Source organism: Paenibacillus dendritiformis (genome assembly GCF_015845845.1).
GTDB lineage: Bacteria > Bacillota > Bacilli > Paenibacillales > Paenibacillaceae > Paenibacillus_B > Paenibacillus_B dendritiformis_C.
The window spans coordinates 43,187-62,514 of sequence record NZ_LDIG01000062.1 but is presented as its reverse complement, the minus strand read 5'-3'; the positions used below and the strand labels follow the sequence as shown (position 1 = coordinate 62,514).

The following is a 19,328-nucleotide window of genomic DNA, read 5'->3' as shown; positions in this document are numbered from 1 at the left end:
CTGAAGGGTTTGTTTGTCATGCGGGGCAGATGATTCAATACATAGAAGAGGTATAACGTAATGCTGCGAAAATGGAAGCGGCTCGATCCGCTGCTGCTCTGGCTGGTGCTGTGCTTCATGGCGATTAGCACCATCGTCGTATATAGCGCGACGGTGAATACCAAATATGAAGGCATGCATATGGACAACATCAAGCTGTACGTTGTTCTGTTCATCCCGCTGCTCGTTACCGCTTGGTTCGATTACCGCATCGTCGTCCACTATTTATCCGTCATCCTTTACGTTATCGGTATCGGATTGCTTCTGCTCGTCATGTTCAAAGGGGTGAACATCAACGGATCTACGCGCTGGATCGCGATTGGAGGCCAGCAATTCCAGCCGTCCGAGTTCATGAAGCTGTTCATTATTATGCTGCTGGCCCGCTTGCTGGGGCGAAGGGACGGCGAGACGCTTAGACTGACCCGGGATATCGTTCCGCTAGGCCTTGTCGTGGCGGTTCCGATGTACTTGATTTACAAACAGCCGGATTTGGGCACGGCAATCGTATTTGTATCGATTTTTGTCGCGATGCTGTGGATGGCGAATGCCCGCCTGTCCCATATGATCGCCGGTCTATCTGCGGCTGCCGCCGCTGTCGGAACGGTTCTGGTGCTGTATTATCACAATCGCGACTTATTGATAAAGCTGATTAAGCCCCATCAGTTTTCCCGCATCGAGGCATTCCTGGACCCGGCGAGCAATCCGGATGGAGGCTGGCATGTCATGAATTCGATCCGGGCCATCGGGTCGGGGAATTTTTCGGGAGACGGCTTTCTCAAAGGCTTTTTCGTGCATAACGGTTATATTCCGTACAGCTATTCGGATTCGATCTTTGTCGTCATCGGCGAGGAGTTCGGTTTCCTCGGCTCGGCCTGCCTGATCCTGCTGTACTTCGCGCTTATTTATCGCATGGTGCTTATTGCCGGCGCATGCAAAGATTTGGAGGGCGCCTACCTCATTATCGGCATTATTGCGATGTTCACGCTGCAAATATTCGAAAACATCGCGATGCATATCGGACTGATGCCGCTTACGGGCTTGTCGCTGCCGTTCATCAGCTACGGCGGGAGTTCGCTGCTCACCAATATGATATCGATCGGGCTCGTGATGAGCGTCAAAATCCACCAGGAGGAACCGAACCTGCTGGAGCTGTGATCGTACTCATCGAAGAAAAAGCTGCCGCAAGGCAGTTTTTTTGATGCTTAAATGGAGCCGTAACCCCACTCTAAGCGATTCGCGAAGGGGGTACAAGACTGTGGGGAGCCCCTTGCCTGAGCGGCCGGGAGAGTGAGCGTAACACACGTAACCCAGGAAGGGAAGTCCTGAGCGGTTGGGAGAACGATCAAAAGAGCGCTGAAAGACGCGTTTAGATGTCAGAGCAGCAACCGCTGAGAACGTATAATCGAACTCGGATCGACAAGGAATCAAGCTCTTCGTCCATCGCTTCTGCTTCGGCGCTTGACAGCAGCGGGATGACGCCTATAAGATTAAATCGTAATAATTACGAATAATGGAGGATACAATTTCTATGGCAGAACAGACATTAACGCCGGGTGCACATCCTGGCGGACAAGTTCCCGTAACGGTATTGAGCGGCTTCCTCGGCGCCGGGAAGACGACCGTATTGAATCATGTGCTGAATAACCGCCAAGGGCTCAAGGTGGCGGTGATTGTCAACGATATGAGCGAAATTAATATTGACGCCGATCTGGTGAAATCGGGCTCGAACCTGTCGCGGACCGAAGAGAAGCTGGTGGAGATGTCGAACGGATGCATCTGCTGCACGCTGCGCGAAGATCTGCTGCGGGAGGTCGAGCGGCTGGCCAAGGAAGGCCGGTACGATTATATTTTGATCGAGTCGACAGGTATCTCCGAGCCCTTGCCCGTTGCGCAGACGCTGACGTATGCGGATGAAGCGCTGGGCATTGATCTTCCCTCGCTCGTCCGGCTGGATTGCTTGGTCACGGTTGTCGACGCGAGCCGGTTCTGGCATGATTTCGCGTCAGGGGAATCGCTGCTCGACCGGAAGCAGCAGGCGGGGGAGGAGGACAACCGCAGCGTTGTCGATCTCCTCATCGATCAGATAGAATGCAGCAACGTGCTGCTGTTGAACAAGTGCGACTCGGTGGCGGAAGAGGAACTGAAGAAGCTCGAAGGCGTACTGCGGGAGCTGCAGCCGGAGGCGCGCATCATTCGCACCGTGAACGGTCAAGTGGATCCGAAGCAAATTCTGAACACGGGTTTGTTCGACTTCGAGAGCGCGAGCCATACCGCCGCCTGGATCGCGGAGCGTGAACTCGAAGCCCATACGCCGGAGACCGATGAGTACGGCATCACCTCTTTCGTATACCGGCGGCAGCAACCGTTCCATCCGGAACGGCTGTACCGGTTCATGAATGACTGGCCGGACGAGATTATACGGGCCAAAGGCATGCTCTGGCTCGCTCCGGCATCGGATATCGCCATTAGCCTGAGCCAGGCCGGACATTCGATCCAGATCGGGCCGGCCGGCTATTGGCTCGCTGCCGCCACGCCGGAAGAGAGGGAGATGATTCTGGAGGAGGAGCCGGATTTGCGCCAGCGCTGGCATGAGCAATGGGGAGACCGGGTGAACGAGCTGGTGCTTATCGGCATAGCTCCGGATCGCTCCCGGATTGAGCGCGGACTGGATGAATGTCTGTTGACCGCAGCCGAGATGGAGCAGGATTGGTCGGCGCTCGTCAATCCGCTGGCCTGGGTTACCGCCGGGCTGGACGCGTAAAGCGGACGCTGGCCTTCAGAGGCCGAGTCATTTGGCCCGCCTCGCCGCAGTTTTTTGCAATCCGCCGGCGGAATTGATCTACCGAGAACGATTGTCCCATGCCATACATGTCTCTCCCACGTATTATGGTAGCGAGAAAAAGTGAGGTGTTGGACATGAAAGCCGTTGTAACGGGCGGGGCGGGATTTATCGGCTCTCACTTGGCCGAGGCGCTGCTTGATCAGGGAGCCGACGTTCATGTTATTGACAATCTGTCTTCCGGCCGCGAGCGGCGCGTTCCCCGGGACGCCGAACTGCACGTCGCCGATATTCGCAGCGAGCACTGCGACGAGATTATCCTGCGCATCCGGCCGGATATCCTATTTCATCTGGCGGGGCAGGTCGACGTTGCCCGCTCCGTTCACAATCCCGGCTATGATGCCAGCATCAGAGGTACGGTGCGGCTGTTGAGCGTCTGCCGCGAAAGCGGGATACGCAAATTCATATTTGCTTCGACCGCCGCCGTATACGGAAATATGCCGGAGGGGCGCACGACGGAGCAATCTCCAATCTGCCCCGTGTCGTATTACGGGCTGTCCAAATGGGCCGCGGAAAGCTATATCCGTCTATTTCACCTGCTCTACGGCATTCCTTATACGATTCTTCGCTACAGCAATGAATTCGGGCCGAGACAGGTGGTCGGCAGCGAGGGCGGCGTTATCGCCGCCTTTATTCGCCAATTGCACGAGGATGGGCGTATTCGCGTCCATGGAGACGGAGAACAGGCGCGCGATTTCATTCATGTCCATGATGTGGTGCAGGCCAATCTTGCCGCTGCCCGCTCGGGCGAGAAGGAGACGATTCATGTAAGCACGGGCGTGTCTGTCACCTTGAACCGGTTGATTGGCCTGCTGCAAAAAATTCACGGGAGCGGCTTCGAGATTGAGTATGGCCCGGCGCGGGAAGGGGACATCAAGCATAGTTGTCTGGATAACCGGCTTGCATGGGAGCGGTTGCAGTGGCGGCCGAGCCGCAGTCTGGCCGAAGGCGTGCTGGAAATGTACCGCGATTACGCGGCGAGGAAGATGGACGCCTGACCTTTTCCCGGTACACACTTCAAAACCAGGGTACCTGTACCTCTCATCAGATGCCGTTCCGTCATAGTATAAATGGACAATACACCAAAGGGATGGAGAACGATGAAAATCCTGATCGCGAGCTATTGGGGGATTCCGAGCGCAGGCGGAATCAATACCTATGTCGAGCACTTGAAGACGGGATTGGAGCGCCAAGGCCATCAGGCCGATTTTCTGTGCCCAACCCCGAACGAGAACGGATACGGCATTTATCCCCGCAACCGGGTATTGGAAAAAGAGAAGCTTCTCCCTTTTATCGCCGCGCAGTCCAACCCATACTTCGATCAACATCTGCCCGGATTGGATCCGTGGATACGGCAATGCGAAGTGGAGCGGTACGGGTTTGAACTGGCTGCCCTGCATCTGGATATAAGCCAGTACGACATCATTCATGCGCAGGATATCGTCACCGCGTATGCTCTCTCGCGCATCAAGCCGCCGGCAATGCCTCTTGTATCGACGATTCACGGCTGCCTCGCCCTGGAGTGGTTCCGCAACTTGAAGGTGATGGGGCTGGATGGGCCCGAGCGCCGCCCTGCGATCTGGGCTTACTCGGCCCTGAGAGAGCGGCTGGGCGCATCCTGCTCGCGATTGACGCTCATGCCTACCCGCTGGCTGCAGGATCTGATGATCCGGGAGTTCGGGGTACATCCGGACCGGCTGATCGTCTCCCCGAGCGGAATGGACGTCGAAGCCTTCATCCGCGAGATGGAAGCGCCTACGGATTGGGCTCCGCCTCAAGGGAAGAAGGTGATCATTTGTCCAGCGAGGTTCAATGCTGTCAAGGGACATGTCTTTTTGCTGCAAGCTCTGCATTCGCTTAAGGCGATTCGCCAGGATTGGGTCTGCTGGCTGGTGGGAGATGGCGAGGCCGAAACGGAGCTGCGGGATATGACGGCATCGCTGGGCCTGGCGGAGCATGTGTTCTTCCTTGGCAGGCGCCAGGATGTTCCTGCTCTGATAAGGCAGTCGGATCTGTTCGTTCTTCCCAGCATTCAGGATAATCAACCCTTTGCGGTCATGGAGGCGCAGGTGGCCGGCAAGCTGGTCATCGTATCGAATGCGGGCGGAATTCCGGAGATGGTCGAGCATGGCGTGACCGGCCTCGTATCCGAAGCAGGACGCAGCGAACAGCTTCTGCATCATCTGCAATTGGGGCTCGATAATGAGTCCTTCCGGCTGCAGGTGGGGGCGCAGGCTCAGGCTTGGGGACGGACGCATTGGTCGCTCGAGGCGATGACCGGACGGGTTCTCGATATCTATTACAGCGCAGCCGGAATGGAAGAAAAGGTCCGGCCTCTCCGGTAAGACTTTGAGATTGATGGATGGAGGTGCAGCTTATGGCGAAGCTGACAAGTACTATCAGGCGGAGGTTCGCAGGGGCCGCCCGTCCGAGGAAGGCGGTGCGGAAGAAAAGAACGGCGATGCGAGCAGGCGCCAGGCGGAGGCTGCGCCGCCAGTCCCGGCGCACGCCAGGCAAGCGCGGCTGGCGGCTGGCCCTCGGGAAGCGGCTGCAGCGAAGAACGCGCCCGCTGCTCCAGCCATCGCGCAGCGGGCCGCTCGGGGCGGATTCCCCGCACCGGGAGCAAGCCTTGGCGACGCCGCTCCCTCCACCGGCGGAAGAAGCGCCATCGCCGCCGCCGGCCCCCGACATGGCGCATGGCGGCACGGCCTCCGATGCGGCTGGAATTCCGCATCCGCCGCCAGACCCTGTCCAGGCGGCCGCGCCGCAACCGGCGGATGACACGTTGTGGCGCCAGCTTCTGAGCAGGGTGCCGGCCAGCTACTCGCTTCCCGACGGGGTTGTCGTAGAAGCGCTGCAGCATGCCTTTGGCCGCTGAACTCCCCGGCAGGGAAGCCAGACCAAGGTTGTGGCGCCGCCTCCAGCTCCATTATAATGTTACGTAGCCGCATATGAGACTTGAACAGGAGCTGAACTGTGTTGACACATACCGTCGGATTTATTTATGCGCATCCGGACGACGAGACGTTCGGGTGCGCTTGCTTGATCCGCTCTCTGGCGGATCAGGGCGTGACCGCCACTCTTCTGACGGCCACGAGCGGAGAGGCGGGGAAGCCGGGCCGCCTTGGCCCGATGAGCCGGGAGGAGCTGGCAGCGCGGCGGGAGCGGGAGCTGGCGGCGGCCGGCGCAATTATGGGCTTGGCGGACATTGAACTGCTGCGATATCCGGATGGACAATTATCCTCCGTCCCGCGGAGGGAGTTAGTGGAGAAGATTGCCGCGTTCCTCAACCGGCACCGGGCTGCGGTCGTTGTCACCTTTCCCGAGGGCGGAATCAGCGGGCATCCGGATCACATCGCCATCCATCATGCCGTCAACGAGGCGGTATGGAGCGGGAGCTGCCCGCATGTGCAGAAGCTGTACTACAATATGCCGATGACGGTTCCCGAAGCGGAGACGGATTCGGTGATTAGGCTGGAGGCTGCGCCATATTGGGAGATGAAGGCGGCAGCCCTGCGCGCCCACGAATCCCAAATCTTGTCCATTGAACGTGTATTCGGCGGCGACCTGCAGACACTGCCTCCCGATGAACGGATGCGCGGGGAAGCGTTCGCGCTCGTATGGAAGCGGGGCGTGCATCGCCCGGCCGTTCGGGAGCATTCGGTGCTGGATGACTTACATAAAGAAAGCTAGATTTTGGAATGAACCGAGACTTGCGCACTCCTTGGATTTTGCCGGGGGTGTCTTTCTTTTTTTCAGCGGAACGCTCAAATTGTGTCCGTTTTGTGATACCATCGTATCAGGATAGAGTGGGATATTCTATTTTATGGCAAAAAGGAGAGTTGATCGCATGCAAGCAAGACCGAAGCGTTCCGAAGTGCCGATCAAGGCGACCTGGAATTTGAGCGACCTGTATCCAAGTCAGGAAGCCTGGAAGGAAGAATTGAAGAAGATTCAAAAGGATGTGGCCGAGGTCACCCGGCATAAAGGCACGCTGGGCGAGAGCGCAGCCGCGCTGCTCGCCTGTCTCGAAGCCCGGGACGCGCTGATTGTACGAATGTCACGGGCCAATACATATGCGCATTTGCAGCAGTCCGGGGATGGCACGGATCCGGTCAACCAGGCGAACTCCAGCATCGCGGGCGATGTGCTCTCGCAAGTCAATTCGCAGCTATCCTTTATTTCATCCGAGATTTTGGCGCTGCCGGAGGGCACGGTGGAGCGATTCCTGGAGGAAGAGCCGAAGCTTGCCATTTACCGCAAAGGGCTGACCGATCTGCTCGAGACGAAGCCGCATCGCCTGTCCGCGGAGACGGAAGCCGCTTTCGCGTCGCTGGGCGAGCTGTTCGGCGCCCCGTACCGCATCTATCTGCGCAGCAAGCTGTCCGACATGTCATTCGCTGACGTTGAAGCAGGGGACGGAACGAAGTGGCCGGTCTCGTTCGCCCTGTACGAAGGCAAATATGAAATGTCTCCCGACCATACGCTGCGCCGCGCCGCATACGCGTCGTTCTCGGAGACGCTCAAAGCTTACCAGCATACGTTCGCGCAGACGTACGCGACGGAAGTGAAGAAGCAGGTCGTCCTGTCCCGCCTCCGCAAATATAACTCCGTAACGGAGATGCTGCTGCAGCCGCAGGAAGTGACGCTCGAGATGTACCATAATATTTTGGATATTATCCAGGAACAATTGGCGCCCCACATGCGCCGCTACGCCAAGCTGAAGCAGCGCGAGCTCGGGCTCGACAAGATGTTGTTCTGCGATCTGAAGGCGCCGCTCGATCCGGAATACAATCCGCATATCTCGATCGAAGAGGCAGGGAAGCTGATTGCCGAATCGCTGGAGGTGCTCGGCCCGGAATACGGCCAGATTATCAGGGATGCGCTGAACAATCGCTGGATCGATTACGCCGACAATGTCGGCAAATCGACCGGCGCGTTCTGTTCGTCGCCGTACGGAGCGCATCCGTACATTCTCATTTCCTGGGCGGACAATATGCGCGGGGCGTTCACGCTGGCGCATGAGCTGGGCCATGCCGGCCACTTCGCGCTCGCCGGCCGCTATCAGCCGTATGCGACCTACCGCCCGGCGATGTACTTCATTGAAGCGCCGTCGACGATGAACGAGATGCTGCTGGCCCAGCACATTATGAAGCAATCGTCCGACAGCCGGATGAAGAGATGGGTTATTCAGCAGCAGCTGAGCACGTATTACCATAACTTTGTCACGCATCTGCTCGAAGGCGAGATGCAGCGCCGCGTATATGATCTCGCTTCCGCCAATGAGCCGCTGACCGCGAAGACGCTGTCCGAGCAAAAAGGCGCCGTCCTCTCCAAGTTCTGGGGCGACGCCGTCGAGCTGGATGAGGGCGCGCATCTGACGTGGATGCGCCAACCGCATTACTACATGGGCCTGTATCCATACACGTATTCCGCAGGCTTGACGGTGTCCACAGCCGCAGCGCGGATGATCCAGGAGGAAGGCCAGCCGGCCGTCGATCGCTGGCTCCAGGCGCTCAAGGCAGGCGGCACGTTGAAGCCGCTCGACCTGATCAAGATTACCGGCGTCGATATGTCCGGCCCGGCCGCGATCGAGGAAGCCGTCGCTTATGTCGGCTCGCTCGTCGATGAGCTGGAGAGATTGTCTTAATCGAATCGAGAGATGAACAGAAGCGATGTCTCCCGGCAAGCGGGGGGACATCGCTGTTTATTGGCCGCGGATGCACAGCCAGCGCCGGTTCATAATGCGTCATCGGCGCCTTGGCTTGCATCCCCGCATCACGGGCAGAACTTGCTTCCCGCTATTGATTTGCCGCGGGGGATAAGTGTACATTAGAACAATGGACAAGTATCAGGATGTGACAAGGAGGAGACAACATGGCAGAACGTATGCTTGTTTTTGTCGGATCCTATGCGGACGGCTCCGGCAGCGGGGTCTATGCGTTCGAGTTCGACGAACAGAATGAATCGCTGACATTGACGGATGAAGTATCCGGCCTTCGCAATCCAACCTTCATTAATCTTGACGCCGAGGGCCGCCGGTTATATTCCATCGTGGAAGGAACGAACGGGGACGGAGGCAAGACAGGGGAAGCGGCCGCTTTTGCCATCGATCCGGCGGCAGGCAAGCTGGAGCTGTTGAACCGCTCCTTCACGGTCGATGCGCCGACCTGTCATATTCAGCGTGATTCTGGCAGCAGCCATATCGTAGTGGCAAGCTATCATGGCGGACGGATCGCGCTGGTTGCATTGACGGCCGACGGCGGCATCGGCGCACAGCTGGACGTTCAGCAGCATGAAGGGCACGGGCCGAATGCCGAGCGGCAGGAGAAGCCTCATCCGCATTCCGCCTTTTTCAGCCCGGACGAGCGGTATCTGTTCGTGCCGGACTTGGGGATCGATCGGATTCGGGCCTACACGATCGACAAGGAGCGCGGGAAGCTGCAGTTCCATGGCGAGACAGCCGCCCAACCGGGAGCGGGTCCGCGTCATATGACATTCCATCCGAACGGGAAGCTCGCTTTTGTCATCAATGAGCTGGACTCTTCGGTTACGTCTTACCATTATGATGCGGAGCATGGGGCACTGCAGCCGATTGTGACGGTGCCGACGCTTCCTTCCGGCTTCACCGGGGAGAATACATGCGCGGAGATTGCGGTCTCGGAAGACGGAGCTTATCTGTACGGCTCGAACCGCGGTCACGACAGTATCGCCGTCTATGCGATCGACGCGGCGGCAGGCACCTTGACGCTGGTGGAGCATGTCTCTGTGGAAGGGAAGCATCCGCGCCATTTCGCGCTTACCCCGGGCGGACGTTATCTTATCGCGGCGAACCGGGATACGAACAATCTCGTTCTGTTCCGCGTGGACAAGGCGACCGGCAAGCTGACATTTACCGGGAAGACCGTCGAGGTCTCGAAGCCGGTCTGCGTCAAGCCGGCCTATTTCACGGTATAACCAGACAATAACTCACGACACAGAACCCCCGCTGGAATATCTTCCAATGGGGGTTCTTTCGCATGCCTATTTACTTTCCGGTTCTTTGATCGTCTCCGGCTCTTTATACTCGACGCCGAATGTATCTACCGTGATTTTCTTGATCTTTTGATCTTCCGCCGGGCGGTCATTCGCATCCCGCTTCGCGTTGGCAATCTCATGCACTGTCTCGATTCCGGAAGTCACTTTGCCGAATGCGGCATATTGTCCGTCCAGATGGGGCGCATCCGCATCCATAATGAAGAATTGAGAGCCCGCCGAATCGGGATCCACGGAACGGGCCATCGAGATAACCCCTTCCGTGTGCTTCAGATCGTTGGTTATGCCGTTCGAAGAAAATTCGCCCTTGATGCTATAACCCGGGCCGCCCATTCCGGTTCCTTCCGGATCGCCGCCCTGAATCATGAAGCCGGGAATGACCCGATGGAAAATGAGTCCGTCATAAAATCCTTTCTTGACTAACGAGATGAAGTTGTTGACGGTGTTCGGAGCGGTGTCCGGATACAATTCCACTTCGATCTTCTTGCCGCTCTCCATCTCAATCGTGACAAGCGGATGCTTGGCGTTGTCCGCGCCGCTCGCCTTGCCGCAGCCCGCGACGACCAACATGGCAGCCATGAGCAGGGCCACAAGGGTCAAGCCTGTGCGCTGTCTGTTACTTCGTCTCATGCAATCATTCCTCCTACCTCTTGCTATCAAAATATCTTATACGTTTACAGTATGCCATCGAATGGGGGCAAGAGCAAACAGCAGGCCCGGCAGTCAGTGCCGTTCAGAGTAATAACATTATTTCGATACCGTGGCTATCGTTGCCAGAGCGGCTCCCTAACAGATTGACCACGCCCGGATGGACGGCATCTTCGCGGGTTGGCTCAATGCGCGGACGGTTGTGCTGCGTTGGCGGGCAGGCATCAGGCTCCAGGAAGAAGGTTCCAGTAAGGTTCCAAGCGGTTTGGTGCAGGCAGCAGACTTACCCAATTATTTGGTAAACGGTGTAAACGGGATAACGCCTGGGATGGAATGAGAAGGATTGTCTTGGATGCGCGGTTATGTCGAGAATAGAGGTGGTTTTCCATCCCTTTTGTCCATTCTCCCTTCGGCTCAGCCACCGCTCTGACGGTAAAGGAGAACTCGGGAGGACGGACCGCTTATCGCTTAGCGCTGAGTTAAGGGGATAACGAACGAAAGGCCCGCCCCGGCTCATATGAGCTGAAGCGATGGGATAGTGAAGGAAAGGCCCGCGCGCGGCTCATATGAGCTGAAGCGATGGGATAGTGAAGGAAAGGCCCGCGCGCGGCTCATATGAGCTGAAGCGATGGGATAGTGAAGGAAAGGCCCGCCCTGGCTCATATGAGCTGAAGCAATGGGATAGTGGCAAAGAAGCAGGGGGAGCCCCAGGTCGGGGCGGAACGGATGCTCCGGCCCCGAGCCTTGTCTATTTCGGCGACAGGGTCGTCTCCGCACTCGGGACGTGTGCCTGTCTGGGCTTGTCGTATTGAAGGAATATCCAGACGCCTGCAATGAGCAGGACGCAGGCGGATGCCTGCAGCGCCGTCATCATTTCGCCGAGCAGTATCCAGGCCAGCAGGCTGGCTCCGACCGGTTCGCCCAGGACGCTCATGGAGATGGAGGTGGCGCTGACATATTTCAGCAGCCAGTTGAAGAGCATATGACCAAGCACCGTCGGAACGAGCGCCATCAGCAGGAACAGGAGCCACTCGCGTCCAGGATAGCCGCTCATCGGATAGCCGGCTCCCATGTTATAGAGGGCAAGAACGCCTCCGGCGACGAAAAAGACGGTAAAGTTATACACATAGGAGGAGATGCGCTGGCGCAAATCCTGGCCGAGCAGCATATGTACAACGACAGCAACGGTTCCGAGCACGGAGAGCAGATCGCCGTACAGCGCTTGTCCGGATAAGCGGAGATCGCCCCAGCCGATCAGCATGATGCCGAAGATGGCGATGACGATGCCGGCCAAGGCCGCCGGCGTGGTCCGCTGCTTGAACAGCCAGAATGAACCGAGCATAACAAGAATAGGCTCTAAGGACAGGATCATTGTCGAGCTCGCGACGGTCGTATGGCGAAGCGATTCCATCCAGAGCAGGAAGTGGATGGCCAGGAACAGGCCGGATATCCCCATGCGCAGCCAGTCCTTGCCGCGAACGGCGCGCCACTCCGCTCGATAGGCGAACGCCCAGGGCAGCAGCACAAGATTCGTGAGCAGCAGCCGGTACATGGCAATAATAGAAGCGGGCGCTTCCGACCATTTTACGAAAATGGCGGAAAAGGAGATCGCGATGATTCCGACAATGAGAAGCAGATAGAGATGAGATGATTTTCGGGCAGACATCAGTTTTTGCACCTCGTAGGTTATTTATCTTGGTGGTCACGATCAGCTAGTATAGCGCATTTGGGAGGAACAATAAAGAGGGGGGACGGAAGGAGTTTCGAGTTGGGCGTTTTTGCTGTAAAAATGGAGAAACTGATGCTAATGGAGGTGAGTCCGATGGATGTTCGGGTGGAACGGGACACATTCGGCGAATTGCAGGTTCCCGCGGATAAACGGTGGGGGGCTCAGACTCAGCGAAGCCTGGAGAACTTCAAAATCGGCACTGAGAAGATGCCGCGCGAGGTCATTTACGCGCTCGCCTTGATTAAGCAGTGTGCCGCCCGCGTGAATGGAGAGCTCGGACAGCTTGAGAAGGAGAAGGGCGAAGCGATTGTTGCGGCGGCGCAGGACCTGTTGGACGGAAAGTATGATGATCATTTTCCGTTGGTGGTCTGGCAGACGGGGAGCGGCACCCAGACGAATATGAACGTCAATGAAGTGATTGCCCACCGGGCGAATGAGCTGCTGGCCGAGCAAGGGAGCGGCATGCGAGTGCATCCGAATGATGATGTCAACCGGTCGCAGAGCTCGAATGACACGTTCCCGACGGCGATGCATATCGCCGCCTTCATCGCGGTGGAGGATCAAGTCCTGCCCGCGCTGCACCGGCTGAAGTGCACGCTGTTGAATCAATCAAAGCAGTTCCGCGATGTGATCAAGATTGGGCGGACGCATTTGCAGGACGCCACGCCGCTAACGCTGGGGCAGGAGATCAGCGGATGGCACCGGATGATCGAGAAGTGCGAGGAGTACATAATTGAGAGCTCCGGCGCCCTGTTGGAGCTGGCGATTGGAGGAACCGCGGTCGGCACCGGGCTGAACGCGCATCCGAAGTTCGGGCAAATGATGGCCAGGGAGCTGAGCAAGGCGACCGGGCGCGAGTTCGTCACGGCCCGGAACAAGTTCCAGTCGCTGACCAGCCATAACGAGATCGTTCATCTTCACGGCGCGCTAAAGGCGTTGGCGGCCGATCTGATGAAGATTGCCAATGACGTGCGCTGGCTGGCGAGCGGTCCGCGATGCGGAATAGGGGAGATTCTCATTCCGGCGAATGAACCGGGGAGCTCGATTATGCCCGGCAAGGTGAATCCGACCCAAGCCGAGGCGCTTACGATGGTCGTCTGTCAGGTGATGGGGAACGATGCAACGATTGGGATGGCGGCTAGCCAAGGCAATTTTGAGCTGAATGTATACAAACCGGTGATCATATACAACTTCCTGCAATCAGCGAAGCTGCTGGGAGATGCGATGCAATCGTTCCATGACCGCTGCGTTGCCGGCATTGAACCGAACCGCGAGGTGATCCGGCGCAATCTGGAGCAGTCGTTAATGCTTGTGACCGCGCTTAACCCGCATATCGGCTACGAGAAGGCGGCCGAGATCGCGAAGCTTGCGCATCAGGAGGGACTGACGCTGAAGGAAGCGGCTATTCGCACCGGCCTGCTTACGGAGGAGCAGTTCGATGATATCGTGAAGCCGCAATCGATGGTCTGATGAAGACAGGGTGGGAACTGCCTGATTGTTCCAGTCAGGGAGAAAAAAGAACATTCAGGCGGTTCTTTTTATAACATTTTGGACGTTCATTGGCCTTCCGTCTGTGGTATGATGTTAGCGATAAACGCATCTGGAAGGAATGAGAGAAATGGCAGCTCATCAATACATATTGGCTGGCTACGCGGTCGATGGCGTCCTGCCGGAGATTACCCCGGTGGATGCCGCAAGATTGACGCATTTGAATGTGGCGTTCGGCCATGTGAAGGAAGATCGCATTACCGTGGGTCATTTAAAAAATCTTGGCTCGATCACTCAATTGAAGGAATATAACCCGGAGCTCCAAGTGATACTGTCGGTCGGCGGGTGGAGCGCCGGCGGGTTCTCCGAGGCAGCATCCACTGCGGAAGGTCGCCGCAAGTTCGCGGAGTCTGCGGTTGAGATTCTCCGCAACCATCCGTTCGACGGAATCGATCTTGACTGGGAGTATCCATGCTATTCGGAAGCGGGAATCCAATCCAGTCCGGCGGACAAGCAGAATTTCACGCTGCTGCTGCAGGAGATGAGAGAAGCCATCGACCGTCAAGGGCAAGCCGACGGCCGCCGCTATCTGTTGACGATTGCCGCGGGGGCAGATCAGTACTATATTGACGGGACCGAAATGGATAAGGTGCAGGCCTGCCTCGATTTTATTCAGCTCATGACCTACGATATGCGCGGCGGATTCCAGACTTTGACCGGTCACCACACCAATCTGTATGCGTCGACGGGAGATCTGTTCCGCATCAGCGTGGACGCATCGGTTCGCCTCTTCACGAACGCAGGCGTGCCGCGCGAGAAAATCGTCATTGGCGCCGCCTTCTATTCGAGAATGTGGAAGGACGTTCCGGCGGTCAATAACGGCTATCTGCAAATGACCCCGGGATCCGGCGGCTACGGACCGGATTACTCCCGTCTCGCGGAAGAATATATCAACCGCAACGGATTCACCCGTTATTGGGATGACGAAGCGAAGGCGCCTTGCCTGTTCGACGGCAGCACCTTCATTACGTACGATGACGAGGAGTCGCTGGCGTGCAAGTGCAGCTATATTCAAGAGCAGGGGTTGAGAGGCATCATGTTCTGGGAGTATAGCTGTGACAAGACCGGCACGCTGCTGAGCGCGATGTACAACGGATTTAAGGGCTAAGCGGAGCAATTGAGGCACCGGAACAGGCATACTCCGTTTCTGTGGTTGCCGAGGACAAAAACTACGCCAGGGATGCAGCGGCGAATCGAATAGGTTCGCTGCTGTTTTTGTGTGCACGTTAAGGGGAGGGGCAACCGCGAAGAAAAGAGCCTGGGCGGCGTCAGCGTGAGAGGAAAGGAACATTTTGTCACCATAAGTTCAAATATCGTTCACCTTCCGTTCATAATACAGCCATATTCGTGATCTAAATTATAGCTATACTGGGTGATAAGGGAGAGAAATGAGGAAGCATGACAGCAGATGGCTCATCTGCATCGCTGCCATCGCTCGTTTATTGTCATCTTGCCCGGCTCTGGCCTGGCAGGAGCAAACCTGATGCGATGGTTCCGACTCATGCGCAATTTCGAAGTCGTCGGGCGGCTGACAAGATTCGCATATGGCTTTTTCTGCTACATAGTCTCAGATCAAAATGACGGACGCTGCGATGCCGATGTTTATTGTTTCCGCTTCCATTTTGCTGTTCGCTGCTTTTTCTCTTTCTTGCCATTGTCCTGTTCGACAAGGGGCTGTTCGCCAAGAGTTGACGCTCTTGGACGGTAGAACGAGTCAATTGGATAAGGAGGTCTTTGTGGTGAATAAGAAATTTGCTCTCGCGGCAATGACAACGCTGTTGGCTGTCTCGTTGGCTGCCTGCGGCGGCGGGAACAAGGATGCGGGTCCATCCAATAATGAAGGAGCGGCTCCGGCAGCATCTTCCGGCGATGTGCAGGCGGTGACGCTGAAGGCCAAAAACTTCGAGTTCGATCAGACCGAGATTCGGGTCAAGAAGGGTCAGACGGTCAAGCTTACATTCGAGAACGAGCAGGGCATTCATGGCGTGGAGATCCCGGATCTGAATGTGAAGCTCGATCAGCCGGGCACGACTGAATTCGTGGCTGACAAGGAAGGAACTTACGAGTTCAAATGCTCGATTATGTGCGGCTCCGGCCACAACGATATGGTCGGCAAAATCATCGTCGAGTAATCGGAACCGGGATGAAGGGTTCAACACAACGCATGGCCTGTCTGCGGAGAGGCTGTGCGTTTCTTTGTTGGATGCCGTGGTCATCGCCTAAGGAGTGAATATGTTGTCTCGGAAAAAAGGCTGGATTGCCGTCATTGCGGCAGCGATCATGATTGGGGCTCTGTTCGTCGTTCCGGTGACGCTGCATCCCCCGGATTCGACCCGAATCGTCCTGGATCATACCTATCAGACGTATATTGCGCCTCCGTGCTACGACCGGGCGGAGGTCACCAATAATTTGGCGGAGGGCGCCCTCAAGCATTTGAAGGACTACCCGTCCTATTTGCCGGAGTCGGCATGCACCCGCGATTCGCTGGCGCCGCGGGAGGTTACGGCCGGCGTATGGCTGGGCCAGATGCTGGGTATCGGCCAGGGAGCGTGGGATTGGTAGGCCACCATACGCGAGGAAGGATCCGAAAGAGAACAAAGCAGCTCCTGTGAGCTGCTTTGTTCGATCATCGGCTCTGGCGCTGATGGGCCGGGAGTGCTTCTCCGGTTTCATCTTTGGCCGCCCGCCGCGAAATGCGCAGGAGGCTAGTCGATCTTGGCGCCATGGGACCGGGCGAAGGCGACGGCTTGTCCGCTATCGAGACGCACGCCCTGGATATCGAGTCCTTTCCAATGAATGCCTTCCAGATTGGCTCCGCGCAGATCGGCGCCCTTCCAGGATACCTTCGTCAGCATTGCATGCGTCAGATCGGCGTCCCGCAAATCCGCCTTATCCAGCCGGCATTCCGACAAGTCGGCCTCGATCAGCCGCACGCCCCGCAGCTTCTGCTTGCTCAGATTCGCATGCCGCATATGGGTGTACGACCAATCGCCTCCCAATATCGTAATTCCGTCCCAGTTCGCGTTGGCGAAATCGGTCCCGACCATCTTGCATTCCTCGAACTTGGAGGCGAACAGATTGACGCCGACGAAGCGGCAGTTGGTGAACGCGCTGCGCGTGTGGATGGAGCCGTTCAGCATGGCGCCTGTAAAATCGCAATCGATGAACTGGCAGCCCGTAGTCCATGCTTCCTCCATGCCGGTGCTGCGGAAGCGGCAGTTGATGAAAACGCAGTTCCGGAGCTCGCCGTCCCGCAGATCGGCATGGCTGAAATCAACGCCTTCATAGTGCTGGTCAACATATTGATACATTACAAAGAAGCCTCCAATAACTGCTTGCCCGAAGCGAAATAGTTCCTCCCGGGCAGTTCGCTGCTTATCTGAATATCTCTCATCGTATCAAGCTTGCCGCTCCCGGGCAATGCTCGTTCCTGCTTACCGATAGAATATTCGTGGAGGAGCCTCAGCGGCTTCCCTCAAAAATTGGCGTGCTTACAACCGCAGCTTGAATGACTTGCTCCACAGCGGGTACAGCCATTTGACGCCGCGCGGGGTGAGCGTGTCCGCGATGAGATGAGACATATAGCCGGCCGTGGCGACAGCGGCGATTCCGTCCATCTGAAGTTCTTGCTCCAGACCCAATCCTATGTATCCCCAGGCACAGACGGCCCATACGGTATGCGTCAACCCCCGGTGCCGAAGCCAGGGAGCGATCGCGGTGAACAGCCCGAGTCCGACGAGCCAATACCGGTCCGAGGTCCACCCTGAATAAATAAGTGCGCAGCCTACCAGACTGACCAGACCGTTGCGAATGGCCCCTTCCTTGGCGATAAATCCGGTAAGCAGAAGAACGACGGAGATGACGGTCCATTCCCGATGCTCGATTCCATACACGGCATACAGAATCAGGACGGCCGAGACGAGCAGCCCTCCGGTCCACACCAGCACCTCATGAAGCAGCTTCGACAGCTTGCCCAGCTTGCTGCTTAGCAGCGAGGGGCCGTCCAGATCCGCGCTCAAGGCGGAGAAGGCCGATACCGCGACATACAGGGCGGCATGCTTCCAGCTGAAGGGATAATAGACTGCCGCAGCCATGCCGATTGCGGTTCCGATAGCAAGATGTGTTGAGCCTTTCATGATGACCTCCTCTGATTCGATTGCAAACATATGTTTGCGTATCCTTGATTATACTTGCTTTCTTGCCCTGGGGCAACCAGCGGCCGTCCCATGGTTGCGTCAGGCCAAGGTATAAAAAGCAAGGAGGGTCTGCACATTATGAAAAGGCTGGAAATTTCGAATGGAGGATCAATATGAGAGCGGTTACGTATCAAGGTCCGAAAAAAGTCGAAGTGAAGCAGGTGGAAGACCCGCGCATCGAGAAGCCTGACGATATCGTGATTCGCATTACTTCGACGGCGATTTGCGGATCCGATCTGCATTTGTACCAAGGCAATTTTCCGCTGCCTGAGGGCTATATTATCGGCCATGAGCCGATGGGCATCGTGGAGGAGGCAGGCCCGGAGGTAACGAAGGTGAAGAAAGGAGATCGCGTGGTCATTCCGTTCACCGTCGCATGCGGCCAATGCGTTTATTGCAAGGACGGGTTGGAGAGCCAATGCGACCTGTCGAACCCCCATTATGATTCAGGAGGCTATTTGGGCTATAGCGAGAAGTTCGGCAATTATCCGGGGGGACAAGCGGAGCTGTTGCGGGTGCCGTTCGGCAACTTCATGCCGCTCGTCATCCCGGATTCCTGCGAGTTGGAGGATGAATCGCTTCTCTTCCTCTCGGATGTGCCGCCAACGGCGTATTGGAGCGTGGAGAACGCCGGGGTCAAGGCGGGAGATACGGTCATCGTGCTTGGATGCGGTCCGGTCGGCCTGATGGCGCAGCGCTTTGCCTGGATGAAGGGGACGAAGCGGGTCATCGCGGTCGACTATCTTCCTTACCGGATGCAGCACGCCGAACGCATCAACAAGGTAGAGGTATTCGACTTCACCGCTCATGACGATATGGGCGAGCATCTGAAGGAAATTACCTCCGGCGGGGCCGATGTCGTCATCGATTGCGTCGGCATGGACGGCAAAAAATCGGCGCTGGAATTCATTGAGCAGAAGCTCAAGCTGCAGGGCGGCACGCTCGGTCCGATTCAGATTGCAACCAAAGCGGTGCGCAAATGCGGCACGGTTCAGATTACCGGCGTCTACGGCAGCACGTACAATATGTTCCCGCTGGGCGCATTCTTCGCGCGCAATATCACGTTGAAGACGGGGCAGGCGCCGGTCGTGCATTTCATGCCCGAGCTGTACCGCAAAATCGTGAATCGGGAGTTCGATCCGCGTGAGATCATTACCCACAAGCTGCCGCTGGCGGAAGCCGGGCGCGGGTATCAGTTGTTCAATGATCACGAAGACAATTGCATCAAGGTCGTCTTGAAGCCATAGCCGATACCGGTTCGGAAGCAGACAGGGCATGGATCGAAGCAGCGCCG

At 57.0% G+C, this 19,328-nt stretch carries 17 protein-coding genes; 13 read left to right on the top strand and 4 right to left on the bottom strand.

The annotated features are described in order from the left end of the window. Nucleotides 1-60 precede the first annotated feature (60 nt). The 8 genes from ABD76_RS03125 (at nucleotide 61) to ABD76_RS03090 (ending at nucleotide 9,835) form a co-directional block, all read left to right on the top strand. On the top strand, nucleotides 61-1,194 hold the full coding sequence (locus ABD76_RS03125) for an FtsW/RodA/SpoVE family cell cycle protein (RefSeq protein WP_197254226.1): 1,134 nt from the start codon (nucleotides 61-63) through the stop codon (nucleotides 1,192-1,194). Between the two features lie 373 nt (nucleotides 1,195-1,567). Continuing rightward, nucleotides 1,568-2,800: a GTP-binding protein gene (locus ABD76_RS03120; RefSeq protein ID WP_197254224.1), complete on the top strand. Its 1,233-nt coding sequence runs from the start codon at nucleotides 1,568-1,570 to the stop codon at nucleotides 2,798-2,800. A 155-nt stretch (nucleotides 2,801-2,955) separates the two neighbouring features. Then, the gene (locus ABD76_RS03115) at nucleotides 2,956-3,876 is read left to right on the top strand and encodes an NAD-dependent epimerase/dehydratase family protein (RefSeq protein WP_197254223.1); all 921 of its coding nucleotides are present in this window, start codon (nucleotides 2,956-2,958) and stop codon (nucleotides 3,874-3,876) included. Nucleotides 3,877-3,978: 102 nt separating this feature from the next. Further along, nucleotides 3,979-5,223 carry a glycosyltransferase family 4 protein gene (locus ABD76_RS03110; RefSeq protein WP_197254222.1) on the top strand — a complete coding sequence of 415 codons (1,245 nt, stop codon included), beginning with the start codon at nucleotides 3,979-3,981 and terminating at the stop codon, nucleotides 5,221-5,223. Nucleotides 5,224-5,255: 32 nt separating this feature from the next. Next, nucleotides 5,256-5,756: a hypothetical protein gene (locus ABD76_RS03105; protein ID WP_197254221.1), complete on the top strand. Its 501-nt coding sequence runs from the start codon at nucleotides 5,256-5,258 to the stop codon at nucleotides 5,754-5,756. 98 nt (nucleotides 5,757-5,854) lie between these two features. Further along, nucleotides 5,855-6,571 carry a PIG-L deacetylase family protein gene (locus ABD76_RS03100; protein WP_338125017.1) on the top strand — a complete coding sequence of 239 codons (717 nt, stop codon included), beginning with the start codon at nucleotides 5,855-5,857 and terminating at the stop codon, nucleotides 6,569-6,571. Between the two features lie 157 nt (nucleotides 6,572-6,728). Beyond that, a complete protein-coding gene (pepF, locus tag ABD76_RS03095) occupies nucleotides 6,729-8,528 on the top strand; it encodes an oligoendopeptidase F (protein WP_197254219.1) in 1,800 nt (599 codons plus the stop codon). 227 nt (nucleotides 8,529-8,755) lie between these two features. Further along, nucleotides 8,756-9,835, top strand: coding sequence for a lactonase family protein (locus ABD76_RS03090; RefSeq protein ID WP_197254218.1), 1,080 nt, complete (start codon nucleotides 8,756-8,758; stop codon nucleotides 9,833-9,835). Nucleotides 9,836-9,901: 66 nt separating this feature from the next. Here ABD76_RS03090 and ABD76_RS03085 read toward each other — a convergent pair whose 3' ends face one another. Together ABD76_RS03085 and ABD76_RS03080 are read right to left on the bottom strand one after the other, a co-directional pair. Next, nucleotides 9,902-10,543, bottom strand: a complete 642-nt coding sequence (locus ABD76_RS03085; RefSeq protein WP_197254216.1) for a peptidylprolyl isomerase — start codon at nucleotides 10,541-10,543, stop codon at nucleotides 9,902-9,904. 766 nt (nucleotides 10,544-11,309) lie between these two features. Continuing rightward, the gene (locus ABD76_RS03080) at nucleotides 11,310-12,227 is read right to left on the bottom strand and encodes a DMT family transporter (protein WP_197254214.1); all 918 of its coding nucleotides are present in this window, start codon (nucleotides 12,225-12,227) and stop codon (nucleotides 11,310-11,312) included. Nucleotides 12,228-12,383: 156 nt separating this feature from the next. Here ABD76_RS03080 and fumC point away from each other — a divergent pair, with 156 nt between their 5' ends. From fumC to ABD76_RS03060, 4 genes are all read left to right on the top strand, one after another. Beyond that, on the top strand, nucleotides 12,384-13,760 hold the full coding sequence (gene fumC, locus ABD76_RS03075) for a class II fumarate hydratase (RefSeq protein WP_197254212.1): 1,377 nt from the start codon (nucleotides 12,384-12,386) through the stop codon (nucleotides 13,758-13,760). A 148-nt stretch (nucleotides 13,761-13,908) separates the two neighbouring features. Then, nucleotides 13,909-14,946 carry a glycoside hydrolase family 18 protein gene (locus tag ABD76_RS03070; protein ID WP_197254210.1) on the top strand — a complete coding sequence of 346 codons (1,038 nt, stop codon included), beginning with the start codon at nucleotides 13,909-13,911 and terminating at the stop codon, nucleotides 14,944-14,946. A gap of 631 nt (nucleotides 14,947-15,577) precedes the next feature. Beyond that, nucleotides 15,578-15,970, top strand: coding sequence for a cupredoxin domain-containing protein (locus ABD76_RS03065; RefSeq protein WP_197254208.1), 393 nt, complete (start codon nucleotides 15,578-15,580; stop codon nucleotides 15,968-15,970). 103 nt (nucleotides 15,971-16,073) lie between these two features. Continuing rightward, the gene (locus tag ABD76_RS03060; RefSeq protein ID WP_197254206.1) at nucleotides 16,074-16,400 is read left to right on the top strand and encodes a hypothetical protein; all 327 of its coding nucleotides are present in this window, start codon (nucleotides 16,074-16,076) and stop codon (nucleotides 16,398-16,400) included. Nucleotides 16,401-16,543: 143 nt separating this feature from the next. Here the strand turns inward: ABD76_RS03060 and ABD76_RS03055 are convergent, their stop codons facing one another. Both ABD76_RS03055 and ABD76_RS03050 read right to left on the bottom strand, forming a co-directional pair. Continuing rightward, complete coding sequence (locus ABD76_RS03055; protein ID WP_197254204.1) at nucleotides 16,544-17,149, bottom strand: pentapeptide repeat-containing protein; 606 nt, start codon at nucleotides 17,147-17,149, stop codon at nucleotides 16,544-16,546. Nucleotides 17,150-17,329: 180 nt separating this feature from the next. Further along, nucleotides 17,330-17,974, bottom strand: a complete 645-nt coding sequence (locus ABD76_RS03050; protein ID WP_197254202.1) for a metal-dependent hydrolase — start codon at nucleotides 17,972-17,974, stop codon at nucleotides 17,330-17,332. Between the two features lie 173 nt (nucleotides 17,975-18,147). Between ABD76_RS03050 and ABD76_RS03045 the strand changes: the two genes are divergently transcribed. Beyond that, entirely contained in the window at nucleotides 18,148-19,281 is a 1,134-nt protein-coding gene (locus tag ABD76_RS03045; RefSeq protein ID WP_197254200.1) for a zinc-dependent alcohol dehydrogenase, read from the top strand. The last annotated feature ends 47 nt before the right edge of the window (nucleotides 19,282-19,328 follow it).